Origin of the sequence: Streptomyces sp. Root1310 (assembly GCF_001426425.1) — a bacterium.
Taxonomy (GTDB): Bacteria; Actinomycetota; Actinomycetes; order Streptomycetales; family Streptomycetaceae; genus Streptomyces.
In genome coordinates this window covers 61,235-77,544 of record NZ_LMEQ01000010.1, presented here as the reverse complement: position 1 = coordinate 77,544, position 16,310 = coordinate 61,235, and the positions used below count along the sequence as shown (strand labels likewise).

Sequence of the window (16,310 nt, the reverse complement as noted above, 5' to 3'; positions counted from 1 at the left end):
GCGGTCCGTGCAGCGTGTCGCACAAAGCCGTGAGGCGCGCTCCAGTGCGCTCGACACGCCCGACGGTCAGGAACGGGTCCATGCACGCAACTGACGGCCGATGAGGGCAACGCCCATCACGCCGGACGCAGCGTCCCGCACCAAGGAGACGGCCTCCTTCGGCGCGTAGTCGAGCTGACATCCGTTCAGAGCCAGGTACGCCTCCGCGGAATGCCAGGCGAAAGCCTCGTTGGAGTGCTCCAGACACGGCAGCTTCACCAGCGTCTGGAGCAGTGCGGCAGCTCGGAGATGCACGGAGCCGTAGATGTCACGATCCAAGGCCCGGGCGTTGACCCGGGCGACGGCCGCGTAGAGCGGGCCGTAGTCGTCAACCTGCGGATCACCGGGCAACAACTGCGCGGCGTGCAGCAGGAAAGGCACCTCAAGCGGCTGGAGCGGTTCGCTCTGCGTCACGCGGCGTGGCCCCGCTCCTGCTGCCCCTCAAGACCCCGCCGCGCCTCCAGCTCCGCAGCGCGCTGCTCCGTGCTGGGATCGACCGTGCCGGCCTCCGTCGCGAACGCGTTGCCACTGCGGGACATCGATTCCCTGAACGCGTCGAGGAAGCGATCTTGCACGGCGGTGGCGCGAGCGTAGGCGGCGGACAGGATGTACTCCTGCAGGCTGACACCCTCCTGCTTTGCCGCGGCCTCGATCGCGGCACGCTGTTCCGGATCGGGAAAGCGTAGGTTCATGGCTTTGGTAGGCGACATGGTACCGATGGTACCTCCGGTACCACGGATCGAGCCAGAGTCAAACGGAGGGGCGGCACGGAAGGGCGCTCTGGGGAGATCCGCGCGACATCCGCGAAGCCTCGGCGTCGGCTCGACGTCGGCTCGACGCACTGGCCCGCGGCCCGGCGCCCCCCGGCCCCTGCCCCCAGCCTCCCGCTGCTGGCGCCCGGACACCTCGGCTCCCTCGAGCGGGAAACGGGGGACCCCTGCCACCATGACCGCCGACGTTCCCGGTTCAGGTCACCAGCCGTGGGTGTGGGCGCCTCCCTTGAACGGCCCCCGGACCTCGGGGGTGATCCACCCTCCGTAGAAGTCGCCCTCCTGTGGCCGCACCGTGTAGCCGTCGACGATGCAGCGGTCGACTCTGCCGGCGTAGAAGGCGAAGTGGTCGGCGAGGTCCTCGTAAGGCGGCCGCGGATCGGCATAGCTCCAAGCGGCGAGGGCGCGGATGTCGGATCCCACCAGGATGTCCCAGAAGTCGGCCCTGCCCTTCCACTCGCACCAGGTGTGATGGGAGGCAGGCCGCAGGAGGTCCGTACGAACGTCCCCCGGGGGAACGTAGAACACCGGTGGGTGGCTGGTCTCCATGATCTTCAGAGCGCCGGTGGTGTCGGCGAGGATCTCGCCGGCGCACTCGACGACGATCCGCCGTGGCTCGCGGCACAGGGCGGGCGGACGGGGGTAGTCCCACACCGACTCGGCAGGGGTGGTCTCGTGTGACGGCATGGAGGCCTCTCCTCTGGAACGGAACGATCGGTCACCCCTTCTTCCGCACATGCACCGGCCGCGGATGAGGTCGTCTGCGTCGGGCTCGGGTCCGCGGCTCGTCGCCTTCGCGGGTACTCGGTCGGACGAGGTCGAGTGGTGTGCCGTTTGCTCCTGATGGCGACCCGGGCGAGGGTGGCGAGCGCCGCATCCGAGGAGTCCGCGGATGCGGAAAGCACGGATGAGACGACCCGTGGAGCACCGGCGTTCCGCGGGGGAGGAGGCTGTGCGATGACCATCGGCCCCGATGCCCACTCTGCGGCCCATCTGTACGCCTATCTCGGGTACCGCGACGTTCCTGCCGCGATCGACTGGCTGGCGGCGGTCGGATTCGACGTCGTGGCCCGGCAGGAAGAGCCGGACGGAACCGTCGTGCACGCGGAAGTGCGACGCGGAGGCGTCGTGGTCATGCTGGCCACGGACGATCGGCCGTACACGCCACCAGCGCTGCGGGACGACAGCACGGGCAGCGGGCTGTACCTGCTGCTCGGCGACGCTGCTCTCGTTGAGGACTGGTATCGCCGGGCAGTGGTGGCAGGCGCCCGCGGGGTGATCCCGCCGGAGACGACGCCCTGGGGTGCCGTGCGCGCCCGTGTCCTCGATCCGGAAGGTCATGAATGGAGCGCGGGGACGTACAAGCCGGGGGGCGGCCGAGCGAGTGGGCCGCCCCCGGTACGTCGGGCGGCTGATCGAGTGACCGCCCCCCCCGGTACGTCGCGGCTCGGGGCGGGTGTGACAGAGGCTCGCCTGCCGCGACCCGGGGCCGCGCATCGCGTGCGGGCCCGGGGTCGGCGTGCGTAGGGTCCTCGGACGATGCTGTCGCCGGAGTGGTCCGGCTTGCCGTTGCGGGGCCGCACGGCCGGGAGCCTCCGCCGCCAGGACCGGCGGTGACGTCGGGCGTGTTGTCCGGGGCGCCCCCTACGGATCCGGGGCGCCCCTCACGGACGTGTCGATGACCGGCGAGTGCGAAGGAAGTACGCCGAGCTGCGCGTCAGGCTGCGATGGACGCCCGCACATCGGCCGGCGGCTCTCGTGCATCGACCTGAAGGCCGTGGCAGGTCGCGCCTTCAGAAGGCGATGCGGATCTTGAGGGCCGTGCGGTCGTCCATGGCGCGGTAGCCGTCCGGCACACCGTCGAGGTCCACCGTGCGGTCGAAGACCAGGCCGGGCTCGATCGCGCCGGACAGCACGTCCGGCAGCAGCTCGGGAATGTACGCGCGGGCGGGGGCGACGCCGCCGGCCAGCGTGACGTTCCGGTCGAACATCTGGGAGATGTCGACGCCGGCGCTGCCGCCGTGCGGCACGCCGACGTAGCCGACCGCGCCGCCGTCGCGGGCGATGGAGATCGCGGTGCGCATCGACTCCTCGGTGCCGACGGCCTCCAGTACGGCGTGTGCGCCCTGACCGGAGGTCAGCTCCTTGACCGCCTCGATCGCGGCCTCTCCGCGCTCGGCGACCACGTCGGTGGCGCCGAAGCCACGGGCGATCGCGGTGCGCTGCTCGTGCCGGCCCAATGCGATGATCCGGCCGGCGCCGAGGCGCTGCGCGGCCAGCACACCGCACAGCCCGACCGCGCCGTCGCCGACCACGGCGACCGTGGCGCCGGGCCGGACCCGGGCGGCGACCGCGGCGTGGTGGCCGGTGCTCATCACGTCGGAGAGGGCGAGCAGGCTGGGCAGCAGCTTCTCCTCGCCGGCCGTCTCCTTGGGCAGCTTGACCAGGGTGCCGTCGGCGAACGGGACGCGGACGGCCTCGCCCTGGCCGCCGTCGGAGCCGACCTCGCCCCAGAAGCCGCCCTGCGGGCAGGAGGTGTGCAAGCCCTCGCGGCAGTAGTCGCAGGTGCCGTCGGACCAGACGAACGGGGCGACCACGAAGTCGCCCGGGCGCAAGTCCCTCACCTCGGAGCCGACCGCCTCGACCATGCCGAGGAACTCGTGCCCGATCCGCTGACCCGCCGTGCGGGAGGCCACACCGCGGTACGCCCACAGGTCGCTGCCGCATATGCAGGCGCTCACCACCCGCACCACGGCGTCGTACGGCTTGCGGACCACCGGGTCGGGCGCCTCCTCGATCCGGATGTCGTGGGGACCGTGGATCACGGTGGCACGCATGAAGACTCCTGGACACTGATCGCGGCACGGGCTGATGCCGCCAGGGTCGCCGTGCACAGGCTCTGGTGTCCAGCTACATATCCTTCACCCTCTCTTTAAGATGAGCTAATGCTTGATGTTCGACGACTCGTCCTCCTGCGCGACCTGGCCGCCCACGGCACGGTGACGGCCGTGGCCGAGCTCCACAGGGTCACGCCCTCCGCCGTCTCGCAACAGCTGCGGCTGCTGGAGGACGAGACCCGCACCCGCCTGCTGGAACGCACCGGCCGCTCCATCCACCTCACTGCCGCCGGCCGCCGACTGGCCGAAGACACCGAAAACGTGCTCGCGGCACTCGAACAAGCCCAGAACCGGCTGCGCACCGGCACCGGGGAGCCGACCGGAGCCCTCCACATCGCCTGCTTCCCCAGCGCGCTCGCACCGGTGGCCGCCCCCCTCGGCGAAGCCCTGGAGAGCGCGCACAGGGACCTGCGGCTGCACATCACCGAGGCCGAACCCGAAGCCGCCGTCAGGCTGCTGCTCGAGCGACGCGTCGACCTCGCGCTGGTCTACCGCTACACCAACCTCGCCACACCCCCGCACCCTGGCGTCGAGGCCCATACCCTGAGGGCCGATCCACTGGTCGCGATCCTGCGGACCGACCACCCGGCGGCTGACCCCGGGCGATCCCCGATCGACCTACGGGAACTCGCAGACACCTCGTGGATCACCGCCCCGCCTCGAACAGCCTGCGGGGACGCCGTCCTCCAGGCCTGCCGATCGGCGGGCTTCACACCTGAGGTACGGCACACCTGCACCGACTTCTCCGCCATGATCGCCCTCGCCGCCGGCGGCGGCCACACGGTCCTCATCCCCCACATGGCCGCAGCCCACCTCCCGCCCACCCTGACGGCGCGACCGGTGACGGACCACACGCTCACCCGCACGATCGAGATCGCTGTCCGTCACGGCACAGCGCACGAACCCGCGATCGCCGCCTGCCTCAACGAACTTCGCACTGCCACGGACGAACGGACCCGACCTCCTTCGGATCCGCAGGACGGATGAGAGCCAGAGCCTCCGTACCGGAAGCCTCCGAGGGCTGCGTCTGCGCTCGGGTGACCGTCCGTGCTGCGGTGTGGTCGGCCGCGGCCGCTGCGCCGTCCACCTCGCGACCCCAGGGCTGCCGGGGTGGGCCTCACCTGGGATTTCATTGATCCTGTGACCAATCCGCGGTCCCAGCGGGAGCGGATTACCTCCGGAGATGTCCCGACGACGGAGGCCCCCGTGCGAGAAGCCGTGTACATCGGCAGAAATCCTTTGACGGAACCGGACCTGCAGGAACTGATGGGCCGTGTAGCCCTGGGAGACGAGCGGGCGTTCGCGGCGGTGTACGACGTCGTGGTGAGCCCGGTGCTGGGCGTCGTGCGCGCCGTGCTTCGCGATGAGGCGCAGTCGGAGGAGGTCGCGCAGGAGGTGCTGGTGGAGGTCTGGCGCAGCGCGCCGCGGTACCGGTCCGAGCGGGGGACGGCGATCAACTGGATCCTGACCCTCGCGCACCGTCGCGCGGTCGACCGTGTGCGCTCGGCGGAGGCCGCGGCGGCACGGGACCACAGGGCGGCCCTGCTGGATCGGACGCCCGACTACGACCATGTGACCGAGCAGGTCGAGGCCCGGCTGGAACGGGAGCAGGTGCGGCGCTGCCTGCGCACCCTGACCGAGATCCAGCGCCAGGCCGTCACCCTCGCCTACTACCGCGGACTGACCTACCGTCAGGCTGCCGAGGTCCTGAAGATTCCCCTGGGCACCGTCAAGACCCGTCTGCGGGACGGACTCATCCGGCTGCGCGACTGCCTGGGGGTGACCGCGTGACCACTGCGGATCTGCACCTGCTGACCGGTGCGTACGCCCTGCACGCACTGTCCGAAGCGGAACGCCGAACATTCGAGGAGCACCTCGCGGGCTGCGAGGCGTGCGCGCAGGAATCCGCGGAACTGTCGGCCACCGCCGCGCGCCTGGCCTTGGCCACCTCCGGGACACCTCGCCCGGTGATGCGCGAACACGTACTGCGCCGGATCACCACCGTCCGGCAGGTAGCACCGGGTGAAGAGCTCCTGCCTCCCTCGGGTCGTCCGGTCCCACGGGCGCGCTTGCTGTCGCGCTGGGCGCTGGCCGCCTGTCTTGCCGCGACCGTCACGCTCGGCGGCACCGCGCTCTGGCAGCACGAACGCGCTGAGGACGCCCTGGAGGAGGCGCAGCATGCCCGGCAGGACGGGGCCCGGATCGCCGCCGTGCTGACCGCGCCGGACGCCAGGAGCAGGGCCGCCGAGCTTGCCGACGGTGCCACCGCAACCATCGTCGTCTCCGCGAGCCGGAACAAGGCCGTCCTCGTCGCCTCCGCGATGGCCCGGCCACCCCGCGGCAAGGCTTACCAGCTGTGGTTCGACGACGACGGCATCATGCGGTCCGCCGGCCTGATGGATCCCGGCCGCAGCGACCAGGCCCTCCTGCTGCGGGGCGCCGTCGACACCGCGTCCGGCATGGGCATCACCCTCGAGCCCGCGGGCGGCTCCGAGCAGCCCACCTCCGCACCGCTGGCCCGGATGAAGCTTCCCGCCTGAGCGAAGTGGGTTCCCACGGCTCGTACGTGGCGTTGCAGGGCGAGGCTTTACGGGCCGTTCGCGCAGGTGGAGTCGGACGGCCGCGGACACGGCGGGCGTGGACCGCGGTCGGCTCCTGGCCGACATGAGGAGCGGCGCAGCGCGTCACGGTGGGCGGGCCCTCGGGCATGTGGCCCGGCCGCCGGGCTCCGCTTGTAGGCCCTGTTCGCGCGAACCCGGATAGGCATCCCGAATAGGTAATTCGTTGCGCCGGCGAGTGCGGATTGGTCTGTGAAAAAACTTCCTGCGATCGGGTGATCGACCAATCCGCCCTGCGTTCAGGACCGGATTCCCCACGTGACGGACGACGAGAAAGAACAGCGAAATCCCCGCAGTTGGCTGCGGCCGGCGCTAGGTGCCCTCTGCGGCGCTGTCGCGGGCTTCGCCGCGCTCGCTTTCGCGGAACTGTCGTCGGGGTGGGTGCGTCCGGAGGCAGGTCCGGTCATCGCGGTCGGTGGCGCGGCGATCGACCGAACGCCTGCGGCCGTGAAAGTCTGGGCGATCCGGAATTTCGGCACCGACGACAAACTCGTTCTCCAGCTCGGGATTCTTTTCGTCCTCGCTTTGTTCGCCCTCATTCTGGGTGTGCTCGCACTGCACTGTCCGCGGAGCGGATCCGCGGGAGTGCTCCTCTTCGGTGTGGTGGGCGCGGCGGCGGCGATCAGCCGCCCGGATTCCACGGGACCCACCGACGCGCTGCCCTCCGTGGTGGGTGCGGTCGTCGGGGCCGGTCTTCTGTTCCTTCTGGTCGGCCGCCTCGAGATCCGAGGACTCGGGGAGCCACCGACCAGCGGCAGGAGGCCGACGCCGAGCGGGCGCGGGGCCGCGGAGGGCGACACGTCGCGGCGGGCGGGGTGGGACCGGCGTGGGTTCGTGCTCGCGGCCAGCGGGGCCGCGGTCGCGTCCGCCGGGGCCGGCGCGCTCGGCCGGGTGCTGAACGGGGCGAGCGGCCGTGGCGCGGTCGCCTCCCGCACGGACCTCGTCCTGCCCGCCCCGGCCTCGCCCGCCCCCTCGGTGCCCCGGGGCGCGCAGCTGCGGATCCCCGGGGTCAGCTCCTTCACGACGCCGAACCGGGAGTTCTACCGGGTGGACACCGCACTGGTGGTGCCCAAGGTGGACGCGAACGCCTGGCGGCTGCGCATCCACGGCCGAGGAGTCGCCCGACCGGCGACGCTGTCCTTCGACGACCTGCTGCGACGAGAGCTGATCGAGCGCGACATCACGCTCACCTGTGTGTCGAACGAGGTCGGCGGCCCGTACGTGGGCAACGCGCGCTGGATCGGCGTACGGCTGGCCGATCTGCTGGCCGAGTGCGGGGTCGAGCCTCCCTCCGCGGGCGGGCCCGCCGATCAGCTGGTGGCCCGGTCGGTGGACGGGATGACGATCGGCAGCCCGGTCGAGGACGTCATGGACGGCCGCGACGCGCTTCTCGCCGTCGGGATGAACGGCGAACCGCTTCCCTTCGCGCACGGTTTCCCGGTCCGCATGGTGGTGCCCGGCCTCTACGGCTACGTCTCCGCCTGCAAGTGGATCGAGGACATCGAGCTCACCACGTTCGACGCGTACGACCCCTACTGGGTCAAGCGCAAGTGGGCCCGCGGGGCGCCCGTCAAGACGCAGTCCCGCATCGACACCCCCAAGCCCTTCGCCCGCCCCCGGGCCGGTGCCGTCATGGTCGCCGGGGTCGCCTGGGCCCAGCACCGCGGTATCGACCGGGTCGAGATCCGTGTCGACGACGGCCCCTGGGAACAGGCCCGCCTGGCGGCCGAGGACTCCCGCGACACCTGGCGCCAGTGGTCCTACCCGTGGCAGGCCACCAAGGGCGGCCACACCCTCACCGTGCGTGCCACCGACCGTACCGGCACGGTGCAGACCGAGAAACGCGCCCGAACGGTGCCCGACGGCGCCAGCGGCCGGCACTCCGTCGTGGTCACCGTCGACTGACCGTCCCCAAACCACCCTCCCGAACCACTGGCCCCAAACCACCCTCCCACCCCCCATATGAACGCAGCGCTCGCTGCGGCAACCAACAGGAGAATCACCATGAACACCCGTATCCGCCGTGTCGCCATGACCGTGGCCGCTGCCGCCGTTCTTCCGCTCGCGCTGAGCGCCTGCTCGGACAACGGCGGCGACTCGAGCAGCGCGGACTCCTCCGGCAGGACATCGGCGACGGCGACCGCCTCCGACGAGGCCATGGCCGGCGCAGGCAGCACCGCCATGGCCGACCAGCCGTTCGGCCCGGCCTGCTCTTCGGTGCCCGCGAGCGGGGCCGGCTCGTTCGACGGGATGGCCCAGGACCCGGTGGCCACCGCGGCGTCCAACAACCCGGCCCTGTCCACGCTGGTGACCGCGGTGAAGAAGGCCGGCCTGGTCGACACCCTCAACAACGCCCAGAACATCACCGTGTTCGCCCCGACCAACGACGCCTTCGCCAAGATCCCCAAGGCCACCCTGGACAAGGTCCTGGCAGACAAGGCCCAGTTGACCAAGATCCTGACCTACCACGTGGTGGGCCGGAAGCTCGCCCCGAAGGACCTGGAGAACGGCTCCTTCGACACGCTGGAGAAGTCCAAGCTGACCACCTCGGGCTCGGGCGAGTCCTACACCGTCAACGACTCCGCGAAGGTGGTCTGCGGCAACGTCAAGACCGCCAACGCCAACGTCTACATCATCGACACCGTCCTGATGCCCGCCGGCTGACGGCATGTCGGCGGCCGGGCACCGCACGCTGGTGCCCGGCCGCCGAACCCTGGTGACGGGCAGAGGTCGTGTGGCCGGGACGATCCGTCCCGGCCACACGTGCTGCCGAGCACCGTCTGTGCGCCGAAATGCCGGGGGCGCAGGACCGCGACCGCCGGTCTCGCCGGGACAGCGGTGGTCGGCAGCGGGATCGCCACCACCTCGGCAGGCGCTCTACCGGCGGACCGCCGAGATCAGTCCGCCGGGCCGCTCCTCGCGCTGCGGCGGGCTGCTGATCGGACGGCCGTAGGCGGCAGCGCGCTCGCGCAGGGTGTGGCTGTCGGCCTCCCAGCCGTGCCCGGCCAGCCAGCCCACCGGGTCGTCGGGCATCTCCGACACCCACATGGACGCCGCCGATCCCGGCACGGCGTCCGCGCCGAAGCGCTCGATCACGCCGCGCGAGCCCAGCGTCAGCCCCATCCGGCTGCCTGCCGCCGACCGTGCGCTGATCCGGGCCAGCAGCAGTTCCACCGCGTCCTCGGGCAGATAGATCAGCAGTCCTTCGGCGATCCACACCGTCGGCACGGCCGGGTCGTGCCCTGCGGCGGCCAGCGCGCCGGGCCAGTCCGCACGCAGATCCACCGCGACGGTGATCCGCTCGCAGCGTGCGACGGCCCGCTCCCGGCACAGCACCGAAGCCTTGAATTCCAGTGGCGCGGCGGTGTCGACCTCGAACACCCGGGTGCCCTCGGGCCAATCCATCCGGAAGGCCCGGCTGTCCATGCCGGCACCGAGCAGCACGACCTGCCGGACCCCCGCGGCGGAGGCCTGCTCCAACAGGTCGTCGAGGAACTTCGTCCTGATGACGATCGAGAACGACACGGCCGACCGGCGGCGTTGCGCGGCCTCGTCACCGGGCGGCGGCGAGGAGGGCCACAGTCCGCCGGCGGCGGCGAAGGCCTGCGCCAGCGGGTCGCGGAACAGCGCGTTCTCCCGCTCGGTCTCCAGCGCCCGCACCCTGGCCACCCCCACAGCCGTGGCCCACACTCCCGACGGCCGCACCCGCTCCCGCTCATCAGTCACCGCGCCAGCCTAGAAGAACGATTTCCAAGGGGCCTGACGGGGGGAGCCGGCTTCACGCGCGGTCGGCTGGTCATCGACGAGAACTGACACCGGTCAGGTGGTCCGGTCCTCGGCGCCGTCGTGGTGGCCGTCGTCGGCGGGCGGTGGAGAAGCGATGTCGAGCGGGGGCGGAGCGGTGTCGGCCGGGGGAGGAGCGATGTCGGGCGGGGGCCTGCGGGGTGCCCACTCCGCCCCGGTGCGCAGGCGGAAGGCGTCGACGGCGGCCTCCACGGTGGGGAAGAAGTGGCGGGGGTCGATGGTACGGGTGAGCTCGTACCGTTCGATCTTGCGCCGTACGGGGTCCTTGAGCTCGGCGAACACCAGGTGCACACCCTGGGCGTTGAGGTTCTCGTCGAGTTCTTGCAGGACGTCGGCGGCCGTGGTGTCCACGTCCGTTATGGGCTCCGCCGCGATCACGATCCACGTCGGCCGCGGGTCCACGTCGGCAAGGCGCCGGATCTCGTCGCGGAAGGCCTTGGCGTTGGCGAAGATGAGCGGGGCGTCGAAGCGGTGGATCACCAGTCCCGGCAACTGCCGGGCCTGCGGATAGGAGCGCACGTCGTGATAGCCCTCCAGGTCCTGCACCCGCCCCAGCACCGTGTTGTACGGCCACCAGGCGCGCCGGAAGACGTTGAGGACGGACAGGGCCACGGCGACGGCGATGCCGGGCAGCACGCCGAGCAGAGCCACGCCGACGAAGGCCGCGAGGCACAGCAGGAACTCCGCCCGGCGCTGCCGCCACAGCCGTACCGCCCCCGGAATGTCGGCCAGGGACAGCGACGCGGTGATGACCACGGCGGCGAGGGCGGGCTGGGGGAGGTCGCGGAACAGGCCCGGAACCAGCACGAGCATGAGGACGATGAGCGCCGCGCCGACGACCCCGGTGAGCTGGCTCCTGGCCCCCGCGCGCTCCGCCACCGCCGTACGGGATCCGCTCGCGCTGACCGGGAAACCCTGGAAGAGACCCGCCGCCAGGTTCGCGGCCCCGACGCCGGCCATCTCCTGGTTCCCGCGGACCTCCTGCCCCGAGCGGGCCGCGAAGGCCGACGCGTTGGAGATCGTGTCGGCCAGGGACACCAGGGCGATCCCCAGCGCACCGCCGAACAGCGGCGCGAGGTCGGCGAGTCGGACGTCGGGGACCGTGAACGGCGGGAAGCCCTCGGGCAGCTCACCGACCAGGTCGACGCCGTGCGCCCCGAGGTCGAAGACGGCGGTCGCGGCGATCGCCAGGACCACCATCACGAGCACGGCCGGGATCTTCGGAAGGAGGCGCTGCAGGACCAGGATCAGGACGATCCCGCAGCCGCCCACGGTCGCGGCGGCCGGCACCGCCGCCCCGTCGGCGAGTTTCCGCACCAGGCCGGCGCACTCGCCGATCAGGTTGTCCGCCTCGACCTTGAAGCCGAGAAGCTTGGGCAGCTGACCGATCAGAATGGTCAGGGCCAGGCCGTTCATATAGCCGATCATCGTCGGCTTGGAGATCAGATCGGCGATGAAACCGAGCTTCGCCACCGACGCCAGGATCATGACGGCCGCGACCATGAGGGCGAGCACCGACGCCAGCGCGACCGCCCGGTCGGGATCCCCGTCCGCCACCACCAGGGGCAGCACGGTGGCCGCGATCATCGGCCCCAGCGAGGAGTCAGGGCCCAGCACCAGGACCCGGGACGGCCCGCACACCGCATAGCCGAGCAGGCAGAGGATCGACGTGTACAGGCCCGTGATGGCCGGCAGTCCCGCCAACTCGGCGTACGCCATGCCCTGCGGAACCAGCAGTGTGGTCAGGACCACTCCCGCGACCAGGTCCTTGACGAGCCACTCGCGCCGGTAGGTCGACACCGCACGGATCCCGGGCACGGCCCGCAACCGGCCGAGACGCATCAGACGCCTCTCGACCTGCGGGCCAGGAGCCTGCCCGGTTCCCACAGGAGCAGGAGCAGGAGCAGGAGCGCGAGGGCCGTCGGCAGAGCCCGGCCGAACTGACTTCGACGGCTGTCATCCGGTCTGCCTCCGATCCGTGCTCCGATCCGTGACCGCGGCTGCGCCCGGGCCGGTCGCGGGCTGGTTCGACGGGTCTCAGCCACGCTTCCCACGGGCCGACGGATGCCGGTGCTGGTCGGCGTACGGATCGGCCCGATGAATTCCGCGATGCGTTCGGCTCTCTCGTCCGACATCACGATCAGTCCTTCGCCCGTCCGGGGTGCGCGCGGAGCGTCCCGGGGGCCGCCCTGCCGTCGACGGCCCGACCAGCGGCGGCGCGGAGCTCCCTGCGGGACCGGCGTTCGACCAGGATCGGGACGTATGCCCTGACCCTGGCTTGCCGGAATGCGTCATACGCGCCCATGACCGTCACCTCGACGAGGCCCGCGTCGAGCGAGGGATGGGCGGCGCTCAGCCGCGCCACCAGGTTCCGGATGGTCGCGAGTTCGTCCGGTGAGCCGAGTGACGGGAGGTCCGGCGGGGCTGCCGGCTCGGCGTCCTCCACGGGCCCGGCGTCCTCCACGGGCCTGGGGCGCCGATGCAAGCCCTCGTCTTCGTCGGGAAGACATACGACGTGAGGAGCGTGCCCGTCGATCGTCATGGCCGCGCTGATTCCATGTCCCACGACCTCCGGACCGCAGACACGCATCCCGCCACCAGCGACGGGATCCATCGCGCTCATTGTCCTCGCGCCGGGGCAAGATCGCTTCCCGGGACCGGTTCCGCTTTCACCCGCCGTGGGTGATCCGACGGCTGCTGCACCGTCGCACGCTTGGCGTGGACAGGGCGCTGAATTGTGGCTGCCCGAGCTGCCGCAGCGCGTCGGACCGAGCAGGGGGATCCAGTGAACCGGTACCCGCCCATCGCGGAACACGGCATGGTCGGCGATCTCCAGACCGCCGCCTTGGTCTCGTCCGGCGGCACCCTCGACTGGTGGTGCACGCCGCGCTTCGACTCGCCCAGCGTCTTCGCCTCGCTCCTGGACAGCGAACGCGGCGGGCACTGCCGTCTCGCCGCGGAGTACCCGGACGGCAACGGCATGACCGTACGGCAGCTGTACCTGTCCGACACGGCCGTCCTGATCACCCGTTTCATGGCACCTGACGGGGTCGGCGAGGTCGCCGATTTCATGGTGCCCATCGACTCCACGGACCCGACGGACACGCACCGCCTGGTGAGGGTCGCCCGGGTCGTCCGGGGCAGTGTGCCCTTCGCCCTCACCTGCCAGCCGCGCTTCGACTACGGCCGCGCCCCGCACACGCTCTCGCGGACCGATGATCACTCCGCGCTCTTCCGCGGACCCGGAACGGACCTGCATCTGCAGTCCACCGCCGGTGTCACGCTCCTCGCCGACGGCAACGACATCACCGCCCGCTTCACCCTGTCCGCCGGCCAGGCGGCCGCCGTGGTGCTGACCAGCACGGCGAGCGGCGACCCCGTCCCGCCCCACCCCTCCCTGGCCGGAGTCGCCGACGCACTCGAGACGTGCCGCACGTTCTGGCTGTCATGGCTGCGTTCCTGCACCTACCGGGGCCGCTGGCAGGACATCGTCAACCGCTCCGCGATCACGCTCAAGCTGCTCACGTACGCCCCCACCGGGGCACCCATCGCCGCGGCCACCATGGGGCTGCCCGAGCAGATCGGCGGTGAGCGCAACTGGGACTACCGCTACACGTGGGTCCGTGACGCGTCGCTGTCCGTCAGAGCGCTGATAGATCTGGGCTTCCAGGAGGAGGCGCACGCCTTCCGCCGCTGGCTGCGCGAGCGCATCGAGGCGGGCCGCTCCGCCTCGGCGGACCCCCTGCAGATCATGTACCGCGTCGACGGCGATCCCCACCTGACGGAGGAGACCCTCGACCACCTGGAGGGCTACCTCGGATCCCGCCCGGTGCGGGCGGGCAACGCGGCGGCCGACCAGCTCCAACTCGACATCTACGGCGAGGCGTCGGACGCCCTGATCGTCGGCGGTGACATCGGCGCGATCCGCGGCTGGCGAGCGCTGAGCGGCGTCCTGGACTGGCTCGCCGACCACTGGGACCAGCCCGACGAAGGCATCTGGGAGACCAGGGGCGGCCGTCAGAACTTCACCTACAGCCGCCTGATGACATGGGTGGCGTTCGACCGAGGAGTCCGGGCGGCCACCCAGTTCTCCCGTCCCGCCGACCTCGCCCGCTGGACCGGCGCACGCGACGCGGTCTTCCGGCAGATCGTCGAACACGGCTGGCACGACAAGCGGCAGGCGTTCGTGCAGCACTACGACACCGATGTCCTGGACGCCTCGCTCCTGCTCATGCCGAGGGTCGGCTTCGTCTCGCCGCACGATCCGGACTGGCTCAGCACCCTCGACGCGATGGACGAGGAACTGGTCAGCGACAGCCTCGTCTACCGCTACAACCCGAACGCGTCCCCCGACGGACTGCGCGGCTCCGAAGGCACCTTCAACCTGTGCAGCTTCTTCTACGTCGAGGCACTCGCCCGCAGCGGCAGGCTCAACCAGGCCCGCCACGCCTTCGACAAGATGCTCACCTACGCCAACCACGTCGGCCTCTTCGCCGAGGAGATCGGTCCCTCCGGCGAGCAACTCGGCAACTTCCCCCAGGCGTTCACCCATCTCGCCCTCGTCACCGCGGCGATGGCACTCGACGAGGAGCTGGAGAAGGCACAGACCGGCCCGCGCCACGAGGACCACGGGCATCCGGCGACTCACGGCCTCACGGTGCCCGAAGAGGACACGGGCGGTGGCGATGCAGGTGAATGAGACGGCGAGGCCCGCGCGCCCCACGGGACACGGACGCGCGCTCGCGGCCCTCGCCCTCGCCCAGTTCATCTGCAGCTTCGCCGGCTCCAACATGAACGTGATGATCAACGACATCAGCGAGGACCTGGACACCACCGTCCAGGGCGTCCAGGTGGCGATCACGGTCTTCCTGCTCGTCATGGCGGCGCTGATGATCCCCGGCGGCAAGCTGACCGACCGCTACGGCCGCAAGCGCTGCTTCCTGACCGGTCTCGTCGTCTACGCCATCGGCGCCCTGCTCAGCGCGGCCGCCCCCGGCCTCGGGGTGCTGATCCTCGGCAACTCGATCCTCGAAGGCATCGGCACCGCCCTGCTCATCCCACCCGTCTACATCCTCACCACCCTCCTCTACCCGGACGTCACCTCCCGCGCCCGGGCCTTCGGAGTCGTCATGGCACTGGGCGGCATCGGTGCCGCCGCGGGGCCACTGATCGGCGGACTCATCACCACCGCCATCAGCTGGCGTGCGGCCTTCGTATTCCAGGCCCTGGTGATCGCGGTGATCGTCCTCCTCAGCCGACGGATCGACGACCCGCTGCCGCCCGATCCGACCCGCTCCTTCGACACCGTCGGCGCGGTCCTCTCCGCCGTCGGCCTCGTCCTCGTCGTCATGGGCATCCTGGCGGCCGACGACAACGTCTGGCTCATGATCGTGCTGCTCGTCCTCGGCGCACTCGTCCTGTGGTGGTTCTTCCGCTCCGTCCGCGCCAAGGAAGCATCCGGCCGGGAACCTCTGCTGTCGCTGCGCCTGTTCGACAACCGCGTCTCCAACCTCGGACTCGTCACCCAGAACATCCAATGGCTGCTGCTCATGGGCACGTCGTTCACGGTGGCGGCGTACCTGCAGGTCGTACGCGGCTACGACGCCGTCCGGACCGGGGTCGTCTTCACGGCGGCCACCCTGGGCCTGCTGGCCACCTCCCTGGCGGCCGAGCGCCTGGCCCGCCGGCACCCTCAGCGGACGCTCATCATGACCGGCTTCATCCTCTCCATCGGCGGAGTGGCCGTCCTGATCGTCCTGGCCGGGAGCTTCGCCACCGCGTGGGCCTTCGTCCCCGGCCTCCTGCTCATCGGTCTCGGCCTGGGCGTCATGCTGACCCCGTCCGTGAACGTCGTCCAGTCCAGCTTCCCCGAGGAACAGCAGGGAGAGATCTCGGGGCTGTCCCGAAGCGTGTCGAACCTCGGCTCGTCCTTCGGTACCGCCATCGCAGGCACCATCCTCGTCGCCGGCCTCAGCAAGGGCGCCTACGCCGCCGCGATGATCACCCTGGCCGTCATCGGCCTCGCCGGTCTGGCCGCGGCGGCGCTCCTCCCTCGGGAAACGGGAACCGACACCAGCCGCCTCCCACGGAAGACGGCCCCCGGGACCAGTGCCTAGCCACCGCCACCGCGCCAAACCGTTCCCGCAGGGTCCGGGATTCCGGCCGTCCGCTCCTGTCCTGAC

At 71.1% G+C, this 16,310-nt stretch carries 15 protein-coding genes; 8 read left to right on the top strand and 7 right to left on the bottom strand.

Annotation, left to right across the window (positions count from 1 at the left end):
- Window positions 1-66 precede the first annotated feature (66 nt).
- The 3 genes from ASD48_RS17530 to ASD48_RS17520 form a co-directional block, all read right to left on the bottom strand.
- Window positions 67-453, bottom strand: coding sequence for a hypothetical protein (locus tag ASD48_RS17530; RefSeq protein ID WP_057602591.1), 387 nt, complete (start codon window positions 451-453; stop codon window positions 67-69).
- Window positions 450-749: a DUF1778 domain-containing protein gene (locus tag ASD48_RS17525; protein WP_242432632.1), complete on the bottom strand. Its 300-nt coding sequence runs from the start codon at window positions 747-749 to the stop codon at window positions 450-452. Before ASD48_RS17525 ends, ASD48_RS17530 begins: the two co-directional genes overlap by 4 nt.
- A 261-nt stretch (window positions 750-1,010) precedes the next feature.
- Entirely contained in the window at window positions 1,011-1,496 is a 486-nt protein-coding gene (locus tag ASD48_RS17520; RefSeq protein ID WP_057602589.1) for a DUF427 domain-containing protein, read from the bottom strand.
- A 270-nt stretch (window positions 1,497-1,766) separates the two neighbouring features.
- On the opposite strand from ASD48_RS17520, the gene ASD48_RS17515 reads away from it, so the two are divergent.
- On the top strand, window positions 1,767-2,336 hold the full coding sequence (locus ASD48_RS17515; protein WP_063887460.1) for a VOC family protein: 570 nt from the start codon (window positions 1,767-1,769) through the stop codon (window positions 2,334-2,336).
- 266 nt (window positions 2,337-2,602) lie between these two features.
- Here the strand turns inward: ASD48_RS17515 and ASD48_RS17510 are convergent, their stop codons facing one another.
- On the bottom strand, window positions 2,603-3,646 hold the full coding sequence (locus tag ASD48_RS17510) for a zinc-dependent alcohol dehydrogenase family protein (RefSeq protein ID WP_057602588.1): 1,044 nt from the start codon (window positions 3,644-3,646) through the stop codon (window positions 2,603-2,605).
- A gap of 108 nt (window positions 3,647-3,754) precedes the next feature.
- Here ASD48_RS17510 and ASD48_RS17505 point away from each other — a divergent pair, with 108 nt between their 5' ends.
- The 5 genes from ASD48_RS17505 (at window position 3,755) to ASD48_RS17485 (ending at window position 8,988) form a co-directional block, all read left to right on the top strand.
- Entirely contained in the window at window positions 3,755-4,693 is a 939-nt protein-coding gene (locus tag ASD48_RS17505; protein WP_057602587.1) for a LysR family transcriptional regulator, read from the top strand.
- Between the two features lie 219 nt (window positions 4,694-4,912).
- Window positions 4,913-5,497 carry an ECF RNA polymerase sigma factor SigK gene (gene sigK, locus ASD48_RS17500; protein ID WP_057602586.1) on the top strand — a complete coding sequence of 195 codons (585 nt, stop codon included), beginning with the start codon at window positions 4,913-4,915 and terminating at the stop codon, window positions 5,495-5,497.
- A complete protein-coding gene (locus ASD48_RS17495; protein WP_057602585.1) occupies window positions 5,494-6,246 on the top strand; it encodes an anti-sigma factor in 753 nt (250 codons plus the stop codon). The genes sigK and ASD48_RS17495 overlap by 4 nt, the downstream gene beginning before the upstream one ends.
- A gap of 336 nt (window positions 6,247-6,582) precedes the next feature.
- Window positions 6,583-8,229 carry a molybdopterin-dependent oxidoreductase gene (locus ASD48_RS17490; protein ID WP_057602584.1) on the top strand — a complete coding sequence of 549 codons (1,647 nt, stop codon included), beginning with the start codon at window positions 6,583-6,585 and terminating at the stop codon, window positions 8,227-8,229.
- 99 nt (window positions 8,230-8,328) lie between these two features.
- Window positions 8,329-8,988: a fasciclin domain-containing protein gene (locus ASD48_RS17485; protein ID WP_057602583.1), complete on the top strand. Its 660-nt coding sequence runs from the start codon at window positions 8,329-8,331 to the stop codon at window positions 8,986-8,988.
- A 213-nt stretch (window positions 8,989-9,201) separates the two neighbouring features.
- Here the strand turns inward: ASD48_RS17485 and ASD48_RS17480 are convergent, their stop codons facing one another.
- The 3 genes from ASD48_RS17480 to ASD48_RS17470 all read right to left on the bottom strand — a co-directional run bounded on the left by ASD48_RS17480 (window position 9,202) and on the right by ASD48_RS17470 (window position 12,574).
- Window positions 9,202-10,014 (bottom strand): class I SAM-dependent methyltransferase, encoded by an 813-nt coding sequence (locus ASD48_RS17480; RefSeq protein ID WP_057602582.1) that lies wholly within the window; start codon window positions 10,012-10,014, stop codon window positions 9,202-9,204.
- A gap of 129 nt (window positions 10,015-10,143) precedes the next feature.
- Window positions 10,144-11,970, bottom strand: a complete 1,827-nt coding sequence (gene sulP / locus ASD48_RS17475) for a sulfate permease (protein ID WP_057602581.1) — start codon at window positions 11,968-11,970, stop codon at window positions 10,144-10,146.
- A 298-nt stretch (window positions 11,971-12,268) separates the two neighbouring features.
- Window positions 12,269-12,574, bottom strand: a complete 306-nt coding sequence (locus ASD48_RS17470) for a hypothetical protein (protein WP_157880644.1) — start codon at window positions 12,572-12,574, stop codon at window positions 12,269-12,271.
- 339 nt (window positions 12,575-12,913) lie between these two features.
- On the opposite strand from ASD48_RS17470, the gene ASD48_RS17465 reads away from it, so the two are divergent.
- Window positions 12,914-14,827: a glycoside hydrolase family 15 protein gene (locus ASD48_RS17465; protein ID WP_079073816.1), complete on the top strand. Its 1,914-nt coding sequence runs from the start codon at window positions 12,914-12,916 to the stop codon at window positions 14,825-14,827.
- Window positions 14,814-16,244 (top strand): MFS transporter, encoded by a 1,431-nt coding sequence (locus tag ASD48_RS17460; RefSeq protein WP_057602626.1) that lies wholly within the window; start codon window positions 14,814-14,816, stop codon window positions 16,242-16,244. The genes ASD48_RS17465 and ASD48_RS17460 overlap by 14 nt, the downstream gene beginning before the upstream one ends.
- The last annotated feature ends 66 nt before the right edge of the window (window positions 16,245-16,310 follow it).

What these genes read in the sequence shown, in the direction of transcription:
- ASD48_RS17515 (WP_063887460.1), top strand. Translation starts at nt 1,767, where the DNA reads ATGACCATCGGCCCCGATGCCCACTCTGCGGCCCATCTGTACGCCTAT.
- ASD48_RS17525 (WP_242432632.1), bottom strand. Translation starts at nt 749, where the DNA reads ATGTCGCCTACCAAAGCCATGAACCTACGCTTTCCCGATCCGGAACAG.
- sulP (WP_057602581.1), bottom strand. Translation starts at nt 11,970, where the DNA reads ATGCGTCTCGGCCGGTTGCGGGCCGTGCCCGGGATCCGTGCGGTGTCG.
- ASD48_RS17520 (WP_057602589.1), bottom strand. Translation starts at nt 1,496, where the DNA reads ATGCCGTCACACGAGACCACCCCTGCCGAGTCGGTGTGGGACTACCCC.
- ASD48_RS17460 (WP_057602626.1), top strand. Translation starts at nt 14,814, where the DNA reads ATGCAGGTGAATGAGACGGCGAGGCCCGCGCGCCCCACGGGACACGGA.
- ASD48_RS17510 (WP_057602588.1), bottom strand. Translation starts at nt 3,646, where the DNA reads ATGCGTGCCACCGTGATCCACGGTCCCCACGACATCCGGATCGAGGAG.
- ASD48_RS17505 (WP_057602587.1), top strand. Translation starts at nt 3,755, where the DNA reads ATGCTTGATGTTCGACGACTCGTCCTCCTGCGCGACCTGGCCGCCCAC.
- ASD48_RS17485 (WP_057602583.1), top strand. Translation starts at nt 8,329, where the DNA reads ATGAACACCCGTATCCGCCGTGTCGCCATGACCGTGGCCGCTGCCGCC.